22 protein-coding genes are annotated in these 21,776 nt (G+C 66.8%); 7 read left to right on the forward strand and 15 right to left on the reverse strand.

Annotation, left to right across the window (positions count from 1 at the left end; all coding sequences use genetic code 11):
• Positions 1-240: 240 nt before the first annotated feature.
• Positions 241-1,125, reverse strand: coding sequence for an AraC family transcriptional regulator (locus NP825_RS04255; RefSeq protein WP_257548721.1), 885 nt, complete (start codon positions 1,123-1,125; stop codon positions 241-243).
• A gap of 91 nt (positions 1,126-1,216) precedes the next feature.
• On the reverse strand, positions 1,217-3,049 hold the full coding sequence (locus NP825_RS04260) for a DUF885 family protein (RefSeq protein WP_374046525.1): 1,833 nt from the start codon (positions 3,047-3,049) through the stop codon (positions 1,217-1,219).
• A gap of 68 nt (positions 3,050-3,117) precedes the next feature.
• On the opposite strand from NP825_RS04260, the gene NP825_RS04265 reads away from it, so the two are divergent.
• The 4 genes from NP825_RS04265 to NP825_RS04280 all read left to right on the forward strand — a co-directional run bounded on the left by NP825_RS04265 (position 3,118) and on the right by NP825_RS04280 (position 8,966).
• Positions 3,118-4,188: a quinone-dependent dihydroorotate dehydrogenase gene (locus tag NP825_RS04265; protein WP_257548726.1), complete on the forward strand. Its 1,071-nt coding sequence runs from the start codon at positions 3,118-3,120 to the stop codon at positions 4,186-4,188.
• 165 nt (positions 4,189-4,353) lie between these two features.
• Entirely contained in the window at positions 4,354-6,045 is a 1,692-nt protein-coding gene (gene ggt / locus NP825_RS04270; RefSeq protein WP_257548728.1) for a gamma-glutamyltransferase, read from the forward strand.
• A gap of 181 nt (positions 6,046-6,226) precedes the next feature.
• Positions 6,227-8,056: a long-chain fatty acid--CoA ligase gene (locus NP825_RS04275; protein WP_257548730.1), complete on the forward strand. Its 1,830-nt coding sequence runs from the start codon at positions 6,227-6,229 to the stop codon at positions 8,054-8,056.
• A gap of 121 nt (positions 8,057-8,177) precedes the next feature.
• Complete coding sequence (locus NP825_RS04280; protein ID WP_257548732.1) at positions 8,178-8,966, forward strand: hypothetical protein; 789 nt, start codon at positions 8,178-8,180, stop codon at positions 8,964-8,966.
• Positions 8,967-9,056: 90 nt separating this feature from the next.
• Here NP825_RS04280 and NP825_RS04285 read toward each other — a convergent pair whose 3' ends face one another.
• The 11 genes from NP825_RS04285 to NP825_RS04335 form a co-directional block, all read right to left on the reverse strand.
• Positions 9,057-9,518 (reverse strand): hypothetical protein, encoded by a 462-nt coding sequence (locus NP825_RS04285; protein WP_257548734.1) that lies wholly within the window; start codon positions 9,516-9,518, stop codon positions 9,057-9,059.
• A 67-nt stretch (positions 9,519-9,585) separates the two neighbouring features.
• Complete coding sequence (gene gloB / locus NP825_RS04290) at positions 9,586-10,314, reverse strand: hydroxyacylglutathione hydrolase (protein ID WP_257548736.1); 729 nt, start codon at positions 10,312-10,314, stop codon at positions 9,586-9,588.
• Between the two features lie 66 nt (positions 10,315-10,380).
• Entirely contained in the window at positions 10,381-10,818 is a 438-nt protein-coding gene (locus NP825_RS04295; RefSeq protein ID WP_257548738.1) for a VOC family protein, read from the reverse strand.
• 9 nt (positions 10,819-10,827) lie between these two features.
• Positions 10,828-11,265 (reverse strand): thioesterase family protein, encoded by a 438-nt coding sequence (locus NP825_RS04300; RefSeq protein ID WP_257548740.1) that lies wholly within the window; start codon positions 11,263-11,265, stop codon positions 10,828-10,830.
• 125 nt (positions 11,266-11,390) lie between these two features.
• On the reverse strand, positions 11,391-12,158 hold the full coding sequence (locus NP825_RS04305; RefSeq protein ID WP_257551302.1) for an alpha/beta fold hydrolase: 768 nt from the start codon (positions 12,156-12,158) through the stop codon (positions 11,391-11,393).
• Positions 12,155-12,409, reverse strand: a complete 255-nt coding sequence (locus NP825_RS04310) for a DUF6356 family protein (RefSeq protein WP_257548742.1) — start codon at positions 12,407-12,409, stop codon at positions 12,155-12,157. Before NP825_RS04310 ends, NP825_RS04305 begins: the two co-directional genes overlap by 4 nt.
• Positions 12,410-12,487: 78 nt before the next feature.
• Positions 12,488-13,399, reverse strand: coding sequence for an alpha/beta fold hydrolase (locus NP825_RS04315; RefSeq protein ID WP_257548744.1), 912 nt, complete (start codon positions 13,397-13,399; stop codon positions 12,488-12,490).
• Between the two features lie 2 nt (positions 13,400-13,401).
• Positions 13,402-13,593, reverse strand: a complete 192-nt coding sequence (locus NP825_RS04320; protein WP_257548746.1) for a helix-turn-helix transcriptional regulator — start codon at positions 13,591-13,593, stop codon at positions 13,402-13,404.
• A complete protein-coding gene (locus NP825_RS04325; RefSeq protein ID WP_257548747.1) occupies positions 13,590-14,003 on the reverse strand; it encodes a hypothetical protein in 414 nt (137 codons plus the stop codon). Before NP825_RS04325 ends, NP825_RS04320 begins: the two co-directional genes overlap by 4 nt.
• 4 nt (positions 14,004-14,007) lie before the next feature.
• Positions 14,008-14,178: a hypothetical protein gene (locus NP825_RS04330; RefSeq protein WP_257548748.1), complete on the reverse strand. Its 171-nt coding sequence runs from the start codon at positions 14,176-14,178 to the stop codon at positions 14,008-14,010.
• A gap of 100 nt (positions 14,179-14,278) precedes the next feature.
• Positions 14,279-14,704, reverse strand: coding sequence for a MerC domain-containing protein (locus NP825_RS04335; RefSeq protein ID WP_257548750.1), 426 nt, complete (start codon positions 14,702-14,704; stop codon positions 14,279-14,281).
• Positions 14,705-14,864: 160 nt separating this feature from the next.
• On the opposite strand from NP825_RS04335, the gene thrS reads away from it, so the two are divergent.
• Complete coding sequence (gene thrS / locus NP825_RS04340; RefSeq protein WP_257548751.1) at positions 14,865-16,871, forward strand: threonine--tRNA ligase; 2,007 nt, start codon at positions 14,865-14,867, stop codon at positions 16,869-16,871.
• A complete protein-coding gene (locus NP825_RS04345) occupies positions 16,868-17,629 on the forward strand; it encodes a sulfite exporter TauE/SafE family protein (protein WP_257548752.1) in 762 nt (253 codons plus the stop codon). The genes thrS and NP825_RS04345 overlap by 4 nt, the downstream gene beginning before the upstream one ends.
• Here the strand turns inward: NP825_RS04345 and NP825_RS04350 are convergent.
• Entirely contained in the window at positions 17,626-20,127 is a 2,502-nt protein-coding gene (locus NP825_RS04350) for an ABC transporter permease (RefSeq protein WP_257548753.1), read from the reverse strand. The genes NP825_RS04345 and NP825_RS04350 overlap by 4 nt on opposite strands.
• A 160-nt stretch (positions 20,128-20,287) precedes the next feature.
• Positions 20,288-20,968 carry an ABC transporter ATP-binding protein gene (locus NP825_RS04355; RefSeq protein ID WP_374046526.1) on the reverse strand — a complete coding sequence of 227 codons (681 nt, stop codon included), beginning with the start codon at positions 20,966-20,968 and terminating at the stop codon, positions 20,288-20,290.
• A 47-nt stretch (positions 20,969-21,015) separates the two neighbouring features.
• Here NP825_RS04355 and NP825_RS04360 point away from each other — a divergent pair, with 47 nt between their 5' ends.
• Complete coding sequence (locus tag NP825_RS04360) at positions 21,016-21,729, forward strand: arylesterase (protein ID WP_257548756.1); 714 nt, start codon at positions 21,016-21,018, stop codon at positions 21,727-21,729.
• The last annotated feature ends 47 nt before the right edge of the window (positions 21,730-21,776 follow it).

Genomic DNA, 21,776 nt, shown 5'->3' on the forward strand with positions numbered 1-21,776 from the left:
ATATAGGCGAGGGCTGCGCGCGGCGCAAGCAAGCGCGAATTGGGAGGTCCAAAGAAAAAGGCACCCGCCCGGCCGAGGCCGAACGAGTGCCGAGATGAAGGTCTCTGTCCTCGTCAGAGGAAGAGCTCTTCTGGGTCGCAAGCTCGAATTATGCCGACCGCGCGATTCGCGATTGGATGGAAACGCCAAATCGTCATCCGGCGCTATTTTCTTTCGTCCTGTCCCGGGACAGGTCGGGGATCAGGTGTCCGAGACGAGCGGACTGACCTTGCCCGCCATCTGCTTGCGCCCCTTGGTCGTTGCTTCGGTATAAAGCGTCGGGCGGGCGAGCTGGCCCGGTGTCGCGCCTGCAAAGCGCTTCATTTCGCGGATCAGGTGCGACTGGTCGTAAAAGGCGTCGCCGAGTTGCGCTTCCTCCAGGCATTCGCCGCGCGCGAGCGCGGAGGCTGCGCGCACCGCGCGATATTTGCGTGCCAGCATCCGCGGCGACAGGCCGTAATAATGTTTGGTCATCCGTTCGACCGAGCGGATCGACATGCCCGTCGCCTCGACGAGATCGGGAACCTGCGGCGATATCGATGCGGTCAGCCATTGGTCGACGGTGCGCGTGAACCACACCGGCGCCGGCTCGTTCTTCTTCAGGATCTCGCGGACGAAATTATTGGCGATCACCAGCCGCTCGGCGGTGTCGGCCGCGCCGATCAGCGTTTCGATCACCTCCTCGATCCAGTTTCCGAACAGGTCGGCGGCATCGATCGCGCGGTCGGTGAGCTTATCGGCATGATCGCCCATCAGCGTCGCCCAGCCCGCGGGCATCATCCCGAAGCCATAGATGCGAAGCGGGCCGCGGCCGATCGCGCGCACGCTGCCGCTCGTGGGGCCGATGATCGTCGCGCGCCCGGCGGGAAAGCGATGGCCGTCGGGGAAGACATATTCGCCCTCGGCCGTGCTCATGATCCGGAATTGCGGGCGGTCGGCGCGCTCGGCCTCGTCGAACAACGGCATGTCGATCCGCACGAAGTAGAAGCTCGATACCATCTCCGCCAGATCGGGATCGGGCGGGAAATATTGGAGCTCGAACGGCGCATCGCCCTCCGCGCCCGCTGGCGTAGCAGTTTCCGACATGACGAGACCGACCCCAGGCAGCTTTGTTGCCGCCTTTTTCTATCCGCCATAATTTTCCATTTACGGCGAGGCGTCAAGCCGCAATTCCGTGTCAGCCCTGCTTCTCGCTCGCGATCCAGGCATCGACCCGGCGCTCCAATATGTCGAGCGGCACCGGACCCGATTGCAGTACCGTGTCGTGGAAGGCGCGGATGTCGAAGCGGTCCCCGAGCGCGGTCTGCGCGCGGGTTCTGAGCTCCATGATCTTGAGCTTGCCGATCAGATAGGCCGTCGCCTGCCCGGGATAGACGATATAGCGTTCGATCGCTTTCTCGATGTCGCCTTGGGGGTTGGGGGTATTGTCCTTCAGATACTGGATCGCCTGTTCGCGGCTCCAGCGCTTGTCGTGGATGCCGGTGTCGACGACGAGCCGGCACGCGCGCCACAGCTCCATCCCCAGCCGCCCGAAATCGCTGTAGGGATCGGTATAGGCGCCCATGTCCTTCGCCATCTCCTCCGAATAGAGGCCCCAGCCCTCGGTATAGGCGGTGAAGCCGCCAAAACGGCGGAAGGGCGGCAGGCCGGTGAGCTCGGTCTGCACCGCGCGCTGGAGGTGGTGGCCGGGAATGCCCTCATGATAGACCAGCGCCTCGAGCTCGATCTTCGACATGTCGCGCAGGTCATAGAGGTTCACATAATAGGTGCCGGGCCGCGACCCGTCGGGCGAGGGCGATTGATAAAAGGCCTTGCCCGCCGATTTCTCGCGGAATGCCTCGACCGCCTTCACCTGCAAGGGCGCCTTCGGCAGCGTGTTGAAATAGGCGGGAAGCCGCGCCTCCATCGCCTTCACCTTCGCCGCGACGTCGGACAGATAGGCCTCGCGGGTCGTGTAATAATATTGCGGGCTAGTCCGCAGATGCTCGAAGAATTGCGGCAGCGCGCCCTTGAAGCCGACCTTTTTCATGATCGCTTCCATCTCGCCGTGAATGCGCGCGACTTCGGAAAGGCCGAGCGCGTGAATCTCGGCCGCGCTCATGTCGGTGGTCGTATAATTGGCGAGCAGCGCGGCGTAATAATCCTTGCCGCCGGGCATCCGCCAGACGCCGTCCTCGGTCGGTGCGGCCGCCTGCTGGCGTTCCATCTCGGCGCGCAGCCGTTCATATGCAGGCCGCGCTGAATTCTGCCACGCGCTTGTGGCATCCAGTATTAGGTTCAGCCGCATGTCGCGGGAGCGTCCGTCGTTGTCGGGTAGCAGTCGTCCGATCTTGGCATCAAAATCATCGAGGATGGGGCCTCCCTTATCCTTGAGCAGGTTGTCGATATCGGAGATGACATAAGCATAAACCCACTTTGGCGGCGCATAGCCTTGCGCGGCGCGTTTCGCCGATTCCGCCGACAGCGCGTCGAGCAGCGGCCCGAGCCCGCGAATGCGTTCGATATAAGCCAAGGCTTCGTCGGCGTTGGCAATGCGGTGAATGTTGATGAGGAAGGCGGGCAGCCGGCTCTGCGCGCCGTTCATCTGGTCGAAGATATAGTCGTGGTCGCGCCACGCGAAGAGCCGGTCGGCGCGCGCCGCCTGCGCGTTGAACAGCTCGAACGACAGCGCATCGTCGGCGGACAGTTTCGCCGGGTCGAAGCTCGCGCGCATCGCGTCGGCGCTCGCCTGCTGCAATTTGTGGCGCGCGACCGCAGCCTCGTCGCCAACATCGTCCCAGCGGCCATAATCGGCGTCGCGAATGCCGCGATAGGCCTTGCCCTGCGGGCTCAGCGAGAGTTGCGCATCGTCGTATTTCTGGAAGAAATCGCCGAGGCTGGCCCCCGCGGGCGGCTGGTCCGGCGCGGCCTCGGCGGCGGGCGTGACGACGCCGGGCTGCGCGGCACAGCCGGCCATGACGAGCGCCATCAGGCTGGCGGACAATGCGGCGATCAGGCGGCGGTGCGACACGATTTTCTCCCTGTTTTCCTGTGACGATGGACTTGCCATAGGGGCCCCGCGCGCGCAATGGCGGGCCCATGTCGCTCCTCGCATCCGCCGCCGACGCCGCCTATGCGCTCGTCCGCCCGCTCGTCCACGCCACCGATGGCGAAGCGGCGCATAATCTGACGCTGAACGCGCTCCAGCCGTTACCGCGCGCGCGGCATGCGCTGACCAGTCCGGCGCTCGCGACCGACCTGGCCGGGCTGCATTTCCCGAATCCCGTCGGCCTCGCCCCGGGCTTCGACAAGGATGCGCGCGTCGCGCACGCGATGCCGCATTTCGGCTTCGGCTTCGTCGAGGTCGGGACGCTGACTCCGTTGCCGCAGGACGGCAATCCGCGCCCGCGCCTGTTCCGGCTGGTCGAGGATCACGCGGTGATCAACCGCATGGGCTTCAACAACGGCGGGCAGGCGCGGGCGGCCGATCGCATTGCGTGCCTACGCCGTTACGGCCTGCCGGTGCCGCTCGGCATCAACATCGGCGCGAACAAGGACAGCGCCGACCGCATCGCCGACTATGCGAAGGGCACCGCCGCGATGGCGCCGCTCGCCGATTATCTGACGGTGAATATATCGTCGCCGAACACGCCCGGACTGCGCGCCTTGCAGGACAAGGGCGCGCTGGAGGCCTTGCTCGACGGCGTTGCGGCCGCGCAGCCGAAGGGCGGGGCAAAGCCGGTGTTCCTCAAGGTCGCGCCTGACCTCGAACCCGCCGACATCGACGACATCGTCGCGGTTGCCTTCGCCAAGGGGCTCGCCGCGGTGATCGTGTCGAACACGACGATCGCGCGGCCGGCGCTTGCCTCGCGCCATGCCGGCGAGGCCGGCGGGCTGTCGGGCGCCCCGCTCGCCGAACTGGCGCTCCAGCGCGTCAGGGATTTTCGCGCTGCGAGCGGCGGCAAGCTGCCGCTGATCGCCGCGGGCGGGATCGGCTCGGCCGAGCAGGCGTGGGAGCGCATCCGTGCGGGCGCCAGCCTGATCCAGATCTATTCGGCGATGGTCTATGAAGGGCCGGGGCTCGCGGCGCGCATCGCGCGCGGGCTGGAAACGCTCGCCGCGCGCGACGGCTTTGCGCGGGTGAGCGATGCGGTGGGGGCAGGCGACTGATTTCCCCTCCCGTAAACGGGAGGGGCAACGAGACTTGCGGACTTGTCCGCTAGTCGCAGCGGGGTGGGACCTCGCACCGCCGCTGGCCCACCCCCTAACCCCTCCCGCCTGCGGAAGGGGGAACAAGGGTTGCGCTACCCCGACCCCCGCGCCAATGTCGCGCCCATGATCAAACGACTCCTTGCGGCCTTCAGCCTCTTCGTCATCGCCTTCCCGTCGCTTGCGAGCGCGCAGGGCGTCACCTCGTCCGCCGATCCGCGCGCGACCGAGGCGGGGCGCGAGATATTGCACGAGGGCGGCACCGCCGCCGACGCCGCGATCGCGATGGTCGCGGTGCTGACATTGGTCGAGCCGCAGTCGAGCGGCATCGGCGGCGGCGGCTTCATGGTCTATCACGATGCCGGGGACGGCAGCATCTCGACGATCGATGGCCGCGAGACCGCGCCCGCCGCGGCGAAGCCCGAGCGTTTCCTCGGTCCCGACGGCAAGCCGCGTCCCTATATGGACATCATTCCGGGCGGCCTCTCGGTCGGCGTTCCGGGCAACGTCCGGCTGATGGAAATGGCGCACAAGAAATGGGGCAAGCTCGAATGGAAGGCACTGTTCCAGCCCGCGATCAAGCTGGCCGAGGAGGGCTATCAGGTCACCCCCGCGCTCAATAACTGGCTCGTCCAGTTTGAGCCGCTTTGGAAGGATTTCCCGGCGGCGCGCGCTATCTATTATGTGGGCGGCAAGCCCGCGCCGGTCGGCACGACGATCAGGAACCCCGCCTATGCCGCGATCCTCCGCGACATCGCGGCGCGCGGCCCGGAAGCTTTCTATTCGGGCGCCAATGCCAAGGCGATCAGCGACGCGGTCGCGAAGGCGCCGCGCAACGCGACCCAGCTCACGCTCAAGGATCTCGCCGCCTACAAGGCGAAGGAGCGCCCGGCGGTCTGCACCACCTATCGCATCTATAAAGTCTGCGGCATGGGGCCGCCCTCGTCGGGGGCGACGACCGTGTTCGGCATTCTCGGGATGCTCGAAGCCTATGACATGAAGACGATGGGCAAGGACGATCCGATGAGCTGGCACCTGCTCGCCGAGGCGATGCAGCTCGCCTATGCCGATCGGGCCGCCTATCTCGGCGACAGCGATTTCGTCGACGTGCCGGTGAAGGGGCTGCTCGACAAGGCCTATCTCGCCGAACGCCGCCAGCTCATCTCGCCCTTCGGCGCCGCGGGGCATTATGAGGCCGGCACTCCGCCGGGCGCCAAGCCGCGCGCCGCGGCGGCGCCGGTCAAGGAGCAGGGGACGACGCATTTCGTCGTCGCCGACAAGGACGGCGACGTGATGTCGATGACCTCGACGGTCGAGAGCATCTTCGGCAGTCAGCTCATGGCGAACGGCTATTTCCTCAACAACGAACTCACCGACTTCGACCATGCGCCGACCCAGGATGGGGTGCCGACGCAGAACCGGGTGCAGGCGGGTAAAAGGCCGCTTTCCTCGATGTCGCCGACGATCGTTTATGGCCCCGACGGCAAGGTCGTGCTCGCGCTCGGCTCGGCGGGCGGCAAGCGGATCATCATGCATGTGACCAAGACGCTGATCGGCGTCCTCGACTGGGGCCTCGACGCCAAGTCGGCGATGGAGCTTCCCAACCTCTTCTTCGGCCAGCAGGGCGTGCTGATCGAGAATAATGCGGCGGGCGAGGCGATTGCCGCGAAAATGAAGCCTTTCGGCTACAGCTTCACGCCGACTGACCTCGGCTCGAAACTCAATGCGATCCAACGGGTCGGGGATGGCTGGCAAGGCGCCGCCGATCCGCGCGGCCCCGGCACCTCGTCGGTCGATGGCGCGCCGGCGCAGAACTGATTATTACGGCCTTTTTCATCGTCATCCCGGCGAAGGCCGGGATCTCACCCTCGCGTCACAGCGCAGCGGCGAGATCCCGGCCTTCGCCGGGATGACGGAGGGGTTATGGGCTTCTATCGTGTGGCGATTGACCTTAAGAATGGCCCAATGACAATATAATCTCCCGAGGAGAGGCGCAGGCATGAAGCTGGTAAACCCCCATCTCGACCATTTTCCGAGTCTGGTCGCGATGTTCTTCGACCGCGCGGGGCGGGGCGGCGAAGATCCGTTCCTGTGGCGCAAGGCCGATCGCGCGTGGCAGCCGCTGAGCTGGCGGCAGGTCGCGAACCAGGTGTCGGCGCTCGCGCACAACCTGCGCGAACTGGGGCTGAAGGACGGCGACCGCGTCGTGCTGGTCAGCGAGAACCGGCCCGAATTCTGCATCGCCGACCTCGCCATCATGGCGGCGGGCTGCATCACCGTGCCGACCTACACCACCAACACCGAGCGCGATCACCAGCATATCCTCGACAACAGCGGCGCGAGCGCGGTGATCGTCTCGACCGCGAAACTCGCGCGGACGCTGATGCCCGCGGTGCTGCGTTCGAACGTCAAGCTCGTCATCACGATGGAAAGCCTGCGCGTCGGCCAGCAGGGCGATGTGCGCGTACTCGACTGGGACCCGCTCGTCACCGGCGGCGAGGCGTGGGTCGAGGAAACGAAGGCGCGCGGCCTCGCGATGACGCGCGACGACACCGCCTGCCTCATCTACACCAGCGGCACCGGCGGCGCGCCGCGCGGGGTGATGCAGCATCATGGCGCGATCCTGCACAATGGCGCCGGGGCGGCCGAGATTCTCGTCAACGACTTCGGGATCGGCGAGAATGAGACATTCCTGTCCTTCCTGCCCTTGAGCCACGCCTATGAGCATTCCGGCGGGCAGTTCCTGCCGATCATGGTCGGCGCGCAAATCTATTACAGCGAGGGGCTCGAAAAGCTCGTTTCGAACATCGAGGAGACGAAGCCGACGATCATGGTCGTCGTGCCGCGGCTGTTCGAGGTGATCCGCGCGCGGATGATCAAGTCGGTCGAGAAGCAGGGCAAGCTTGCGAACTGGATGCTGGGGCAGGCGCTGCGCGTCGGCGAAAAGGATTATGAACGCCGCATGGGCGTGTTCGACCGCCCCGTTGACCTCCTCCTCAACAAGCTGTTCCGCCCCAAGATCCAGCAGCGCTTCGGCGGCCGGATGAAGGCGCTGGTGTCGGGCGGCGCGCCGCTCAATCCCGAAATCGGGGTCTTCTTCCACTCGATCGGCCTGACCCTGTTGCAAGGCTATGGGCAGACCGAGGCGGGGCCGGTGATCAGCTGCAACCGCCCCGCCGCTGGGCTCAAGATGGACACCGTCGGCCCGCCGCTGATGAATACCGAGGTGAAGATCGCCGACGACGGCGAAATCCTCGTCCGCGGCGAACTGGTGATGAAGGGCTATTGGCGCAACCAGCCGGAGACCGAGCGCGTGCTCGTCGTCGACCCGGCGGAGCCCGACAAGGGGCCGTGGCTCCACACCGGCGACATCGGCCATATCGACGCCAAGGGCCGGATCGTCATCACCGACCGCAAGAAAGATCTGATCGTCAATGACAAGGGCGACAATGTCTCGCCGCAGCGCGTCGAGGGGATGCTGACGCTGCAGCCCGAAATCCTCCAGGCGATGGTCTATGGCGACAAGCGTCCGCATCTTGTCGGCATTCTCGTTCCCGACCCGGAATGGATGGCCGAATGGGCCGAGGCGGAGGGGTTGCCGAAAGAGCTCGAACGGCTCCGCGAGCATGAGAAATTCCGTGCCGCCGTCCGCGCCGCGGTCGACCGTGTCAACGAGCAGCTTTCGGTTATCGAAAAGGTGCGCAAGTTCGACTTCGCCGACGAACCCTTCACGATCGAGAATGAGCAGATGACGCCCTCGATGAAGATCCGGCGGCATATCCTGCGGCAGGTCTATGAGGACAAGATCGCGGCGCTGTACGGCGGCTGACGGGTAAGCAGAAGCGATTGCCGCGCAAGATCAGTGGCTTGACTCTTCGCGTTCACAGGGGCGTAAGGAAGAGGGGGCCATGTCCGGATGACGGACAAGCTGATACGAGAGGTGGCCTCCAATGCGTTATTCTGTCTCGATCCTGTGCCTGCTCGGCAGTCTCTGGGCAGCGCCCGTCCAGGCGCAATGCGTCGAGTGCGCGCAGCAGATGTTTCAGGCGACGCTGACGACCAACGTCTGGTACAATATCAATCAGGACCAGATCGACCAGACACGCAGCAGCGATGCGCGTAACGGCGTCTGCTACGATGCCAACCGGCGCTTCAGCGGTTGCGAGGGCAGAGCGATGCGGCCGCGTCCGACCGGCATCGCGTCGGCGGTCGCCAACCAGGCCGAAAATGCGGTGATGGCCGTCCTCAATGCCGAATATCGGCGCCGGCTGCAGGCCTATGGCAATGCCAATGCCGGTCAATGGCTCAACAAGGCGGCGGGCGATACCGGCCGGCAGGTCGGCGCGCTGAACGCCGAATACCGGCGCCGAGGTGTCGGCGCCGATAAATGGTATGTCGAAAGCGCGCGTGCGATCGCCGCCCGCTATGTGAGCGGCAGTCGCGGCGCGGCGATCGGCGAAGCGGTGATCGGCGGCATTCCCGCGGCGACGCGTAAGCGTGCCGAGGATGCGACCTTTGCGATCATCGAGCCGGAGATCGCACGTCGCAGCAACGCCCACGGTCGGGCGGAAACGGTCGAATGGGCGCGGTCGGTCGGATTGGCCGTCGGTTCCGGGGTCCGGAATCTCGCACCCGAATATGCGCAGCGCGCAAAGGTCGATGGCCGAACCAGCGCCGACGACTGGTATGTCGAGCAGGCGCGGACGCTAGCGACCCGGCAGGTACGTAGCGGACGCTAGTTCGATGCGAGCGCTGAGGTTGCAGGCGGGGATGCGACCCGAAAGAGCTCGGTGCAAACCGGAGCCCCGCCTGCGGACTGAGCCAGTGACTCAGCCAGCGTCCCCCGCCGGTTTGCGATAGGGGACGAATGGACCGAAGACGCAGGTCGGGCCGCGAATGCCGCTGCTGCGGTCGACCAGATGGAAGAAATCGCCTTCACAGGTCGATGAGCCGAACTGACGCACGACCATGATGTCGCTGTCGCGCGCGAGGCCCGGGCAACTTCCCTTGAGATCGTTGCGGTAGACGAGCTTGCCGCCCGCACGATAGAGCAGGATATTGTCCGAGATGCGGATCGTCTCGGTCGTGCGATAACTGGGCAGGCACTGGACCGGCTCGCCTGGCACCTTGCCCGCGAGCTGTTTGTCGAGCTGTTCGGCCTGCTTGGGGCTGAGCGCTGCGGCGCCGGCTTCGGTGGCGCCGCCGGGGGCGCAGCTTGCCATCATTGGCGCGGCCAGCAGCGTCAGTGCCGCGGCGCGGATCAACGCGGTGCCCGTTATCGTCAGGGTCATCGTCAGGCTCCTTGCAGCATCGGTGATGCTGACAGTTTCGAAATGAACGGATGGTGAAGTCGCGGCATCAGGCGGCGTCTTTCAGCGCGCGGATACGACCCAGTTCGGCCGCCGTGGCGGCGCGGAGGAAGGGGTTCGTCGCGCGCTCGGCGCCGATGCTGGTCGGTACCGTCGGCTCGCCCGCCGCGCGCGCGGCCTCGACCGCCGCCAGCCGTTCGGCGAGCGCGGCGTTGCCGGGGTCGACGGTGACCGCGAAGCGCGCGTTCGACAGCGTATATTCGTGCGCGCAATAGACGCGCGTCGCATCGCCCAGCGCGTCGAAGCGCCGCATGTTCGCGAACATCTGTTCGGCGGTGCCCTCGAACAACCGGCCGCAGCCCATCGCGAAGATGGTGTCGCCGACGAAGATCGCGTCGTCGGTCGCGAAATGATAGGCGATGTGCCCGGCGGTATGCGCGGGCACGTCCCAGACCTCGGCGACATGCGCGCCCAGCCGGACGCGGTCGCCGCCCGTCACCCGCACATCGAGCGTCGGGATGCGTTCATATTCCGCCGCCGGGCCTGTGATCGTGCAGCCTGTCGCTTCCTTGATCGCTGCGTTGCCGCCGGTGTGATCGGGGTGCCAATGGGTGTTCCAGATGTCGGTGATCGTCCAGCCGCGCGCCGCCGCCGCTTCGAGCACGGGCTCGGCGACGGCGGGATCGATGACCATCGTCGCCTGGCTGTCGGAATCGTGGACCAGCCAGACATAATTGTCATTGAGGACCGGAATGCGGACGATGTCGAGCGGGCTCACGAATATCTCCTTTCTTCCGGCCTCATGCCTCCCAGACGGAGCGCCGGGCGGTCAGCCTTGGCCGATTTACCAGACGCCGGTGTTGGGCATCGAGGCCCAGGGTTCCTGCGGCGGCAGATGGCCGTCCTGCAATAGTTCTACCGAAATGCCGTCAGGCGAGCGCACGAACGCCATATGCCCGTCGCGCGGCGGGCGGTTGATCGTCACCCCGGCGTCCATCAGCCGCTGGCAAGTCGCATAGATATCGTCGACGCGATAGGCGAGATGGCCGAAATTGCGCCCACCCGTATAGGCTTCGGGCGCGCTGCCGTCCTCGGGCGGCCAGTTATAGGTCAACTCGACCTCGGCGACGCCCGCCTGTCCCGGCGGCGCGAGGAAGATCAGCGTGAAGCGGCCCGCCTCGCTGTCGAAACGGCGCACTTCCTCGAGCCCGATCAGCTTGAAGAAATCGATCGTGGCGTCGGGATCCGACACGCGGATCATCGTGTGAAGATATTGGGTCATGCGCCCATGTTAGGCGCGAAGAGCCCGTCCTTCAAATGCTTCGAACAATGCGATGAAATCATCCGGCGCAGGCGTCGGCGCACCGCGCGCTTCGGCGACGTGGACGCTGACCTCGACGCCCGTAGCGCGCAGGTCGTCCGCGCCCTTGCCGTGGAGCTCGAACAGGAAGGTCATCGAACTGCGGCCGACGCGCGAGCAGCGCACGCAGATGTCGATCTCCTCGTCGAGAAGGATCGGCACCTTGTAATCGACTTCGGCGTGCGCGACGTGGAACTCGGGGCTGCTGTGGTCGGGCCAGCGGTCATAGACGCCCACCGCGCGCCAATATTCGGTGATGCCGATGTCGAAATATTCGAGGTAGCGGCTGTTGAACACGACGCGCTGCGCGTCGATCTCGGCATAACGGACGCGCTTGGTGACGTGGAATTTGAAGTCGCTGCGAGCCATGATGATCCTTTGAAACGCTTTGTGTCCCCGCGAAGGCGGGGACCCATCTCCGGACGGTTCGAGCTTGCGCCCACCGGAGATGGACCCCCGCCTTCGCGGGGGAACGGATTTTTTTCAATCAAAGTTTAATTTGCGGCCGCCAAATGCGCGACGGTATCGATCAAAAGCGCGATGTCGCCGTCGCGCGACAGGCGGTGATCGCCGCCCTTGACCAGCGTCACCTGCACATCCTCGCTGGCGAGCGCCGCGGCGAGGCGAAGGCTGATCTCGGGCGGAACGTCGCCATCCTCCTGCCCGTGCAGCAGCCGCACCGGACAGGCGAGCGGGATGTCGGCATCGAGCAGCCGGTTCGCCTCGCCCGACTGGAAAAAGCCGCGCGTGGTGACATAGGGCTGGTCGCTGTAGGGCGTCTCCTCGACCAGCGCCCCTTCGGCGAGGATGATCGCCTTCTCCTCGGGTGAGAAGCCCCAGTCGGTGAAGTCGGGCGCCGCCGCAATGCCCACGAGCCCCGCGATCCGCCTCGGCCCGTCGCGCCGGACCAGCGCGAGCGCCGCGAGCAGCATCAGCCAGCCGCCCATCGACGATCCGACGATCAGCACCGGTCCGTCGGTCTTCGCATCGATCAGGTCGAGCACATCGCTGCGCCAGTCGAGCAGGGTCTGGTCGGCGAACAGCCCGTCCGACAATCCGCAGCCGGCATAATCGAGCAGCAGGCAGGCGCGGCCTTCGGATGCGGCCCAATCGAACAGGGCGGTCGCCTTGCCGCCCGCCATGTCGGACATATAGCCGGGCAGAAAGACGATCGTCGGCCCCCGGCCCGCGACATGGCGATAGGCAAGGCGCGGGCGATCGGACCGGTCGAGATAATGGGGGGGTGTTTCCACCGGCGTCAGATGACCCAGTCGACCGTGTTCATCTGGATCGTCGCGAGCCCCTTGGCGGCGCGCTGTTCGACCATGATCCGGTTCAGGCGGCGGATCGTGTCGCTGCCGGTGGTGATGCACCAGCCGGGGACGACCGCGTGCACCAGTGCGCAGAGGCCGCCGAAGATCATCGTCACCCCGAATTTCGATGCGACGCCGAAATGCTCGACATAATTTTCATCGACGCTCTTCGGGTGATCGACGAACAGGCGCTTGAACATCTGGGGTGGCTCCTTTCCGGCTGCCGCCGCCCTAGCGGGAGAGGCTTTCTCCCGCAAGGGCGGCGCGCCGGGAAGCCGTCAATTCGCGAGGAAGGCGTCGACCGCGGCGGCAAAAGCGGCGGGCTGGTCGAGCATGATGAAATGGCGGCTGCCGTCGATCCGCTTCAGCGTCGCGGTCTTTGCGGTGGCGAAGGCGCCCTTGTAGAGGCCGTCGACCATCGCGGCCGGCATCGCGCTCACGTCGAGGGGATAGAGCATCGTCAGCGGCGCGCGGATCGCGCCGAGTTCGGGGCGCAGGTCGGTGGTCATGTCGTCGTATATGAGCTGTGCCGCCACCCGGGCGTCGGCGGTGGCCGTCCACGCCTTGACCTGGGCGCGCCCGGTATCGGTCGCCGACATGATCTGCAGCGTCTGGTCGTCGGCCTCCGCATTGCTCTTCGCGGCGAGCATCTTCTGCATCGCGGCCGCCTGCGGTTCGACGGTGGCGACGGTCGCGGTCGGGCCGAACAGCATCCCGAAGAAGGGCAGGCTGTCGACGACCATCAGCTTGCCGACGTCGTCCGGGGTGCGCGCCGCGATCATCATCGCGGTCAGGCCGCCGAGCGAATGGCCGATGATCGCCGGGGCGGGACGGTCCTGTCCGGCGATGCAGTCGGCGATGAAGCCGTGGACATCCTCGACGACGCGCGGCAGCACGGGTCCCTCGGCGTTCGGACCGGCATCGTCGCCGAAACCGCGGATCTGGACGATGTGGAGCCGGTATTTCGATTTCAGCCGCTCGGCGGTCGGGTCCCACACCGCGCGCGGGGTCGACAGGCCGGGGATCAGGATGACGTCGGGGCCCTGACCCTCGTTCAGGATCGTCACGCTCTTGCCGAGCGTGATGTCGGCCGAACAGGCGCCCTCGGTCGGGGCTTCCGCGGCGTTGGCGTGACCGGCAAGGTTCGCGACCAGCAGAGTGAACAAAGCGGCGATAGCGAGTTTTTTCATCATCAATCCTTCAGGAAAATCTCTTCGATGGGGAGGCCGAACAGGTCGGCGATGCGAAAGGCGAGGGGGAGCGAGGGGTCATATTTCCCCGTCTCGATCGCGTTGACCGACTGGCGCGACACTTCGAGCCGCTCGGCCAGATCCCCCTGGCTCCAGTCGCGCTCGGCGCGCAGCACCTTGAGGCGGTTCCTCATGGACACCCTCCGCCGGCCCCGAGCGTCAGCCGGTTGACCAGCCCGCCGATGGCAAGGCCGACGCACCAGATCGGAAAGACCCAGAAGATCGCGAGGCGCGGCACATTGGTGTAGATCTCCAATATCCCCCAGGTCGCGCTGACGCCCAGGGTCAGGGCGGTCGCGATCAGCGCCTTGCGCACTTCGAGCAGCCGCACATATTCGTCCTTGAGCTCGAACAAATAGCTGCCCATCGCCCAGATGAAGCCGACGACCGCAAGGCCGGGGACCAGCGCGATGGCGACGGTCAACGGGGTCGCGGGCGACCCGTTCGGAACGAGGCTGCTGGCAAGGAAGATCGCGGCCACATAAGCGATGCTGACCGGGATCATGCGGCCGATATAGCGCCGCTGCGCGGGATTCATCGCCATCGCTTCAGCCTTTCGCCAGCGCGGCTTCGTGCCGCTTGGCGATCAGCAGCGCCGCGGTGAAGGCGGGCAGCGCGACGATCAGCGTGCTGGTCAGGCCGGGCGACACCAGCCCGGCCGCCCCTGCAAGGGCCGCGATCGCGGCGGGCAGGGCGAGGATGCGGAGGGTTTTCGGCATTGGTCAAGCTCCCTTGTTAATCAGTAAAGGGACATTGACATCATGATTTGTGATTGTCAAGCGTCATTTACACAATGACAAGTAAGCCAACCCCGCGCGTTCAGATGCCGGGCGGAGTCTTGCCGTGGCGGAGCCGCCAATTGGCGATGTGGGCGCTCGCCAGACCGAGCGCGCCGAGCGAGGTGAGCAGGCGGTCGCCGGTTTCGGGATCGAGCCCCGCGATCCAGCCTTCATGCGCGGCGAGCCCGGCGGCGAGCAGCGCGATACCCGTCAGCGCCGCCGCGACGGGATAAGGATGCCGATGCCGCCGCCACCCGTCCGACAGCGCGAGCGCCGCCGCCGGCGCCGCGAGCAGCAGGACGATCGCGTGAAACGCCTCGGGCAGCGCCAGCCAGGCGCTGAGCGCCGGCGCCGCGAGCAGCAGCAGCGGCAGCGCGAGGCAATGGATCAGGCAGGCGAGCGACAGGCCGACGCCGAGCAGGTCGGCGGCGCGCGAGCGCAGCGAAGGGCGGGCGGGGAGGCACATGGTGGGGCTTTCGGAACAGGGCTTTCGGCGGGCGGATGGCACCGCACATAATGATACAATGTATCATTGCAACCCCTGGGCATGAAAACGGCCCTTGCCGCTGCTTTCGCGCGCTGGCAAAGGAGCGCGGCAATCCTGCCCAGAAAGGCTCCTTTTCCCGATGTCCCAGATGATCCGCGTCACCCTTCCCGATGGCTCTGCCCGTGAAGTCGCGCGCGGAACCACCCCGGCGCAGATCGCTGCGGACATAGGCCCCGGTCTCGCCAAGGCCGCGCTCGCCGCGAAGATCGACGGCGAACTGCGCGACATCATGCGTCCGCTGGAGGAAGATACCAACCTCGCGCTGGTGACGAGCCGCGACGAGGCCGACGCGCTCGAACTCGTGCGCCACGATTATGCGCATGTGCTGGCGGAAGCGGTGCAGAGCCTGTTTCCGGGCACGCAGATCACTTTCGGCCCCTCGACGAACGACGGCTTCTATTACGACTTCGCCCCGACCGCCGAGCATGGCGCGTTCCGCGACGACGAACTGCCGCTGATCGAGGAGGAGATGCGCCGCATCATCGCCGCCGACCTTCCCCTCACGCGCGAAGTGTGGGAGCGCGACAAGCTCATCGCCAAATGGCGCGCCGAGGGCGAGACGTTCAAGGCCGAATGGGCCGCCGAACTGCCCGAGGGCGAGGAACTGACCGTCTACCGCAGCGGCGAAGGCTGGATGGACATGTGCCGCGGGCCGCACTTGGCCTCGACCGGCAAGCTCGATCCCGCCGCGTTCAAGCTGACGCGCGTGTCGGGCGCCTATTGGCGCGGCGATCAGAAGAATGCGCAGCTTTCGCGCATCTACGGCACCGGCTGGCTCAACAAAAAGCAGCTCGCCGAACATCTCGTGCGCCTTGAAGAGGCCGCGAAGCGCGACCATCGCAAGATCGGGCGCGAGATGGACCTGTTCCACCTCCAGGAAGAGGCGCACGGCAGCGTCTTCTGGCACCCCAAGGGCTATCGCATCTATCGCGAGCTTGAGGCCTATATGCGCCGCGCGATCGACGGCGCCGACTATCAGGAGGTCAAGACCCCGCAGGTCATGGACGCGCGCCAGTGGGAGCAGTCGGGCCACTGGGGCAAATATCGCGAGAATATGTTCGTCATCCCCGACGAAATCCCGAACACCGAGGATGAGGGGCCGATCGTCTCGAACGACGCCGAGTGGATGGCGCTCAAGCCGATGAACTGCCCCGCGCATGTCCTGATCTTCCGTCAGGGGATCAAGAGCTATCGCGACCTGCCTTTGCGCATGGCCGAAATGGGCTGCTGCCACCGCAACGAGCCGCACGGCGCGCTGCACGGCATCATGCGCGTGCGCCAGTTCACGCAGGACGACGGCCATATCTTCTGCCGCGAGGACCAGATCGTCGAGGAAGTGCGCGATTTCTGCGCGCTGCTCGACCGCGTCTACAAGCAGCTCGGGTTCGAAAAATATGCCGTAAAGCTCGCATTGCGTCCCGATATGCGCTTCGGCACCGAAGAGATGTGGGACAAGGCCGAGGCTGAACTCCGCGAAGCCGTCGAACGCGCGGGTATGGCGAACGACGATTATGGCTGGGAGGAGCTGCCGGGCGAGGGCGCCTTCTATGCCCCCAAGCTCGAATTCCACCTGACCGACGCGATCGGCCGGACGTGGCAATGCGGGACGATCCAGTCCGACCGCGTGATGCCCGAACGCCTCGACGCCTCCTATGTGGGCGAGGATGGCGAACGCCACCGCCCGGTGATGCTCCACCGCGCCATCCTCGGCACCTACGAGCGCTTCATCGGCATATTGATTGAGCATTTCGCCGGCCGGTTCCCGACCTGGCTCGCGCCGGTGCAGGCGGTGGTCGCGACGATCGTCAGCGATGCCGACGATTATGCGAAGGACGCCGTCGAGCAGCTCACCGCCGCCGGCGTCCGCGTCGAGGCCGACCTGCGCAACGAAAAGATCAACTACAAGGTGCGCGAGCACAGCCTGCAGAAGGTTCCGTACCTGCTCGTCGTAGGTAAGCGCGAGGCTGACGAAGGCACGGTCGCGATCCGCACCCTCGGCCAGGACGGCCAGCGCATCCTGCCGCTCGCCGAGGCGATCGCGATGCTGAAGGGCGAAGCGACGCCGCCGGATCTGCGCACGGCTTGACCGGCCTGCACCCGATCCTCGGCTTCGCGCCGCTGACGCTCATCGGTGCGGCGGTGATGACGTTCGGTGCGGCCTTTGTGCGCGGGCTGACCGGGTTCGGCATGGCGATCATCCTCGTGCCGCTGCTCGGGCTGATCATTCCGCCGGCACAGGCGGTGGTGCTCGGCATCTTGCTGCAACTGCTGATCGGGCCGGTCGGGCTGGGGCTGATCCATGCCGATGCCGACCGCGCCACGGCGCTGCCGATCGGGCTGATCGCGATGGTGACGACCCCCATCGGCATGGCGGTGCTGGGCGTAACGCGGCCCGATGTCGCGCGGCTGCTGATCACGGTGGTCGCGGTGGGGGCGTTCGTCGCCGTGCTGCTCCCCAAACAGCCCGAGGGGCACAGGCCGGGCCGCGCCGCGGTGATCGGTACCGGGGTCGCCTCGGGCATCCTCACCGGCTTCGCCGCGATGCCGGGGCCGCCGGTCGTGCCCTTCTATCTGCGCCGCCGCCTCGAGCCCAAGACCGCGCGCGCGTCGATGCTGCTGATCTTCTTCCTCACCGCGATTGCCGGCACCGCGGCGGCGCTATGGGTCGGGATCGCGACGCAGCGCCTGTTCCTGCTCGCGCTGCTGCTTTTCGTGCCCATGTGGCTCGGCAACCGTGTCGGCGGTCGCCAGTTCGGCCGCGTGCCGCCGCATGTGTGGCAGGCGATGGTCGCGGTCGTACTGGGCGTTGCCGCAATCTCGGCGGTGGTGCGGTTGCTGTCCTAAAGGCTCCGCAGCGCCTGCGCGGGCTTGGCCGAGAGCAGCGGCCAGCTTCCCGCGATCCCGATCAGGAAGGACAGGCCCGCGCCGCCGAGCAGCGTTGCGCCGACGATCGCCGGATCGGGCGCGAAGCGGAAATCGAAAAGCTGCGTCACGACATACCAGGCGCCGGCAAGGCCGAGCCCCAGCGCAAGCAGCGCCAATATCCCCGCAAGCACCGCATATTCCAGCCCCTGCGCCCCCAATATCTGCCCGCGCGTGGCGCCGAGCAGTTTCAGGATGACGCTGTCGTAGACGCGCCGCTCGCGGCTCGCCGCGATCGCGCCGATCAGCACCGCGATGCCGGCGAGGATCGCGATGCTCGCCGCCGCGGCGATCGCTTGGCTCATCTGGGTGAGCAGGGTCGTGACCTGCGACACGACGTCGCGCACCTCGATCAGCGAGGCCGAAGGGAAGGCGCGCGGGATGCTGCGCGCGAGCCCGGCCTCGGCCTTCGGCGGCACCGCGACGGTCGCGACCATATTGTGCGGCGCCGCGTCGAAGGCGCCGGGCGAGAAGACGAGGACATAGTTGAGCCCGAAATTGTCCCACTCGACGGTACGCAGCGACGCGACCTTGGCCTGCACCTCGACGCCGAGCACATTGACCGACAGCGTATCGCCGAGCTTCAGCCCCAGCGATGCTGCGACCTCCTGCTCGACGCTGACCAGCGGCGGCCCCTTGTAATCGGCCGGCCACCATGCGCCGCCAACCAGCGTGCTGCCGCTCGGCAAGGTAGGGCTGTAGGTCAGCCCGCGATCGCCGCGCAGCACCCAGGCGCCTTCGGGCAGTTCGGCCAGCTCGTCGACGCGTTGCCCATGAAATTCGGTGATGCTGCCGCGCAGCGCCGGAATCATGTTGATCGCGGCATCGGGCGCGGCATCGGTCACCAGCGAACGAAAGTCACCCGTGCGGTCGCGCGGGATGTCGAGGACGAAGAAGCTTGGCGCGCGCTGCGGCACGGTGCGCGCGATCTCGGCGGTGATGCTCGTCTGGATCGCGGCGAGGGTGACGAAGAGGGTGAGGCCCAGCCCGAGGGCGACGACGAGCGCGCCGGTCGCCGCGCCCGGCCGGTGCAGATTGGCGAGCGCGAGGCGCAGCAGCGGTCGCTTCGGCCGCGGGAGGCGGCTCGCGGTGCGCCGCACCAGCCAGCCGAGCCCGACGAGGATCAGCAACAGTGCCGCCGCCGCGCCGATGAACGACAGCGCGAACAGCGGATCGCGCGCGGTGCCGACCGCCAGCGCGACGATGGCGGCCAGCGCTGCGCCGACCGCGATGACCGTCTGCCGGTCGATCCGCGCCGTGCCGTCGACCGTCGCGCGATAGAGTCCCGCCGCCGGCACATGCCGCGTCGCCGCGAGCGGCGGCAGCGCGAAGGCGATGGCGATCAGCAGGCCATAGGCGGCGCTCACCGCGAGCGGCAGCGGATAGAGCGCGAAGCCCGGCCGCACCGGCAGCACGTCGCCCGCGATCCAGCCGATGAGGCTCGGCGCGAGCGCACCGACCACCAGCCCCGCGCCGATCGCCGCCGCGGCGACGGCGAGGATCTGCAGGCCATAGATGCGCAGGATCGCCGCGCTGTCGGCGCCGAGAATCTTGAGCGTCGCCAGCCCCGGCCGCTTGCCGGCGAGATAGCTCGCGACGCCGTTGCCGACGCCGATCCCCGCGATCACCAGCGCGGCGAGGCCGACGAGGGCCAGAAATTGCCCCATCCGCTCGATGAAACGCCGTGTTCCCGGCGCGCCGTTGCTGCGATCCGTGACCTTCCAGCCCGCTTCGGGAAACTCTGCGGTCAGCCGTTTCCCGGTCGCCGCGGGATCGGCGCCCGCGGGCAGGCGGACGCGATATTTGCTTTCGTAGAGGCTGCCCGGCTGGATAAGCTGCGTCGCGGCCAGGTCGGCCAAGCCGATGATCGCGACCGGGCCGAGCGCGAAACCCTCGCCCAGCCGGTCGGGCTCCTCGGCGATGATGCCGTCGATCCGGAAGGTCCTTTCGCCGAACTTCAACGGCCCGCCGACTTTCAGGTCGAGCCGCGAGGCGAGGTCCTTGCCGATCCAGATCGCGCCCGACGGCGGTGCGCCGCGCCGCGCACCGCTCTCCAGCCGCATCGTGCCATATAGCGGATAGGCGCCGTCGACCGCCTTCAATTCCGACAGCAGCGCATCGCCGCCCGGCGCGTTCGCCATCGCGCGCAGCCGCACCGTCGAGGACGGCGTGCCGATGCTGCGGAACCCCGCCATCTCTTCGCCCGTGGCTTCGCGCTGCGGCAGGCTGAACTCGATATCGCCGCCGAGGATCGTCTGCCCGCGCGCTTCGAGTTCGGAAGTGATGCCGCTCGTCAGGCTGCCGATCGCGGCGAGCGTCGCGACGCCGAGGAACAGGCAGACTGCGAGCAACCGAAGCCCGCGAATCCGCGCCGCGAGGTCGCGCCGCGCAATCCGCCAGAGGGTGGCGAAGGGAAGCATCAGATCCTCCCCGGCACGGGGAGGGGGACCATGCGAAGCATGGTGGAGGGGCAGGTGCCTCTCTGCGCCTTCTTTCGACCGTGCATCGATCTGCCTGCGCCCCTCCACCACCCTTCGGGTGGTCCCCCTCCCCCGATGGGGGAGGATCGTTCGACGCCGCTCACGCGCGTTCCTCGATCCGCCCGTCGTGCATCACGACCACGCGGTCGCAATGCTCGGCCAGTTCGGGATCGTGGGTGATGATCAGCAAGGTCGCGCCCAGCGCAGCGCGGCGGGCGAAGATCAGCTCGATGATCGATTGCCCCGTCGCGGTGTCGAGATTGCCCGTCGGCTCGTCGGCGAAGATGATCGCGGGCGCGCTCGCCATCGCGCGGGCGATCGCGACGCGCTGCTGCTCGCCGCCCGAAAGCTGCGCGGGATAATGGGTCAGGCGATGGCCGAGCCCCACCGCTTCGAGTTCGGCGCGCGCCTTGCCGAACGGATCGGCGATCCCCGCCAGTTCGAGCGGCACCGCGACGTTTTCGAGCGCGGTCATCGTCGGCAGCAGGTGAAAGGCCTGCAGCACGATGCCGATCCGCCCGCGCCGCGCGCGCGCCAGCGCATCCTCGTCCATCGCGCCGAAATCGAGCCCTGCGACGCGGATCGTCCCGCCGCCCGCGCGCTCGAGCCCGGCAAGCACCGCCATCAGCGAGCTTTTCCCCGACCCCGACGGCCCGAGCAGCGCGACCGAAGTTCCGGCTTCGACCTCCAGATCGACCCCGCGCAATATTTCGACCGGGGCCTTGTCGCTCCCCAGCGTCAGCGTCACATTATGGGCGGCGATCACGGGATCAGGCGCCAAGTCCGGCGAAGCTCGTGAGGCGTCGGTCAAGAAGGAGCCCTTTGGAAATGAAAACGGCCGGATGGCGTTCTGCCTTGATATATGGTTGCGTAATCGCGCTTTGCCAACCGCTCGCCGCCTGCGGTTCGGCCGACGCCCCCGCCGCGTCGACCAAGGACAAGACTGGTGAGGCAAAAGCGGCGGCGATGCCGGCGAACGCGCCGTTGATCATCGCCTTCGGCGACAGCCTCTATGCCGGCTATCAGCTTGGCCCGAAGGAAGGGCTCGCACCGCAATTGCAGGCGGCGCTCGCCGCCGACGGCATCGTCGCGCGGGTCCAGAATGCCGGGGTTTCGGGCGACACCAGCGCAGCGGGGCGCCAGCGGCTGGCCTATGTGCTCGACAATGCGAAGACGAAGCCCGCGCTCGTTCTGCTCGGGCTCGGCGGCAATGACATGTTGCGCGGGATCGACGCCGCGCAGACGCGCGCCAATCTCGACGCGATGCTCGCCGAGCTCAAGAAGCGCCGCATCCCGGTGGTGCTCACCGGCATGGTCGCGGCGCCGAACATGGGGCCGGACTATGCGAAGACATTCAACCCCATCTATCCCGAACTCGCGACCAAATATGACACCAGCCTCTATCCCTTCATCCTCGACAATGTGGTTGGGAAGCCCGAACTGATGCTCGGCGACCACATCCACCCCAATGCCGAAGGGGTAAAGATCGTGGCTGCGGGGCTTGCGCCGCTGGTGGAGGATGCGTTGCCGAACGCCCATTAGCGAAGGGAGGAGGGGTAGAATGTGATGGGGTTAGACTGAAACCATAC

The sequence above is a fragment of the Sphingopyxis sp. DBS4 genome (assembly GCF_024628865.1).
Lineage (GTDB): Bacteria > Pseudomonadota > Alphaproteobacteria > Sphingomonadales > Sphingomonadaceae > Sphingopyxis.

Excerpts from the sequence above, each read along its gene's own strand:
- NP825_RS04280 (WP_257548732.1), top strand. The coding sequence starts at position 8,178 with ATGCGTTATTCTGTCTCGATCCTGTGCCTGCTCGGCAGTCTCTGGGCA.
- NP825_RS04310 (WP_257548742.1), bottom strand. The coding sequence starts at position 12,409 with ATGTTCAAGCGCCTGTTCGTCGATCACCCGAAGAGCGTCGATGAAAAT.
- NP825_RS04255 (WP_257548721.1), bottom strand. The coding sequence starts at position 1,125 with ATGTCGGAAACTGCTACGCCAGCGGGCGCGGAGGGCGATGCGCCGTTC.
- NP825_RS04350 (WP_257548753.1), bottom strand. The coding sequence starts at position 20,127 with ATGCTTCCCTTCGCCACCCTCTGGCGGATTGCGCGGCGCGACCTCGCG.
- NP825_RS04335 (WP_257548750.1), bottom strand. The coding sequence starts at position 14,704 with ATGTGCCTCCCCGCCCGCCCTTCGCTGCGCTCGCGCGCCGCCGACCTG.
- ggt (WP_257548728.1), top strand. The coding sequence starts at position 4,354 with ATGATCAAACGACTCCTTGCGGCCTTCAGCCTCTTCGTCATCGCCTTC.
- NP825_RS04285 (WP_257548734.1), bottom strand. The coding sequence starts at position 9,518 with ATGACCCTGACGATAACGGGCACCGCGTTGATCCGCGCCGCGGCACTG.
- NP825_RS04265 (WP_257548726.1), top strand. The coding sequence starts at position 3,118 with ATGTCGCTCCTCGCATCCGCCGCCGACGCCGCCTATGCGCTCGTCCGC.
- NP825_RS04320 (WP_257548746.1), bottom strand. The coding sequence starts at position 13,593 with ATGAGGAACCGCCTCAAGGTGCTGCGCGCCGAGCGCGACTGGAGCCAG.
- NP825_RS04330 (WP_257548748.1), bottom strand. The coding sequence starts at position 14,178 with ATGCCGAAAACCCTCCGCATCCTCGCCCTGCCCGCCGCGATCGCGGCC.
- thrS (WP_257548751.1), top strand. The coding sequence starts at position 14,865 with ATGTCCCAGATGATCCGCGTCACCCTTCCCGATGGCTCTGCCCGTGAA.
- NP825_RS04315 (WP_257548744.1), bottom strand. The coding sequence starts at position 13,399 with ATGAAAAAACTCGCTATCGCCGCTTTGTTCACTCTGCTGGTCGCGAAC.
- NP825_RS04325 (WP_257548747.1), bottom strand. The coding sequence starts at position 14,003 with ATGGCGATGAATCCCGCGCAGCGGCGCTATATCGGCCGCATGATCCCG.
- NP825_RS04275 (WP_257548730.1), top strand. The coding sequence starts at position 6,227 with ATGAAGCTGGTAAACCCCCATCTCGACCATTTTCCGAGTCTGGTCGCG.
- NP825_RS04360 (WP_257548756.1), top strand. The coding sequence starts at position 21,016 with ATGAAAACGGCCGGATGGCGTTCTGCCTTGATATATGGTTGCGTAATC.
- NP825_RS04300 (WP_257548740.1), bottom strand. The coding sequence starts at position 11,265 with ATGGCTCGCAGCGACTTCAAATTCCACGTCACCAAGCGCGTCCGTTAT.
- NP825_RS04295 (WP_257548738.1), bottom strand. The coding sequence starts at position 10,818 with ATGACCCAATATCTTCACACGATGATCCGCGTGTCGGATCCCGACGCC.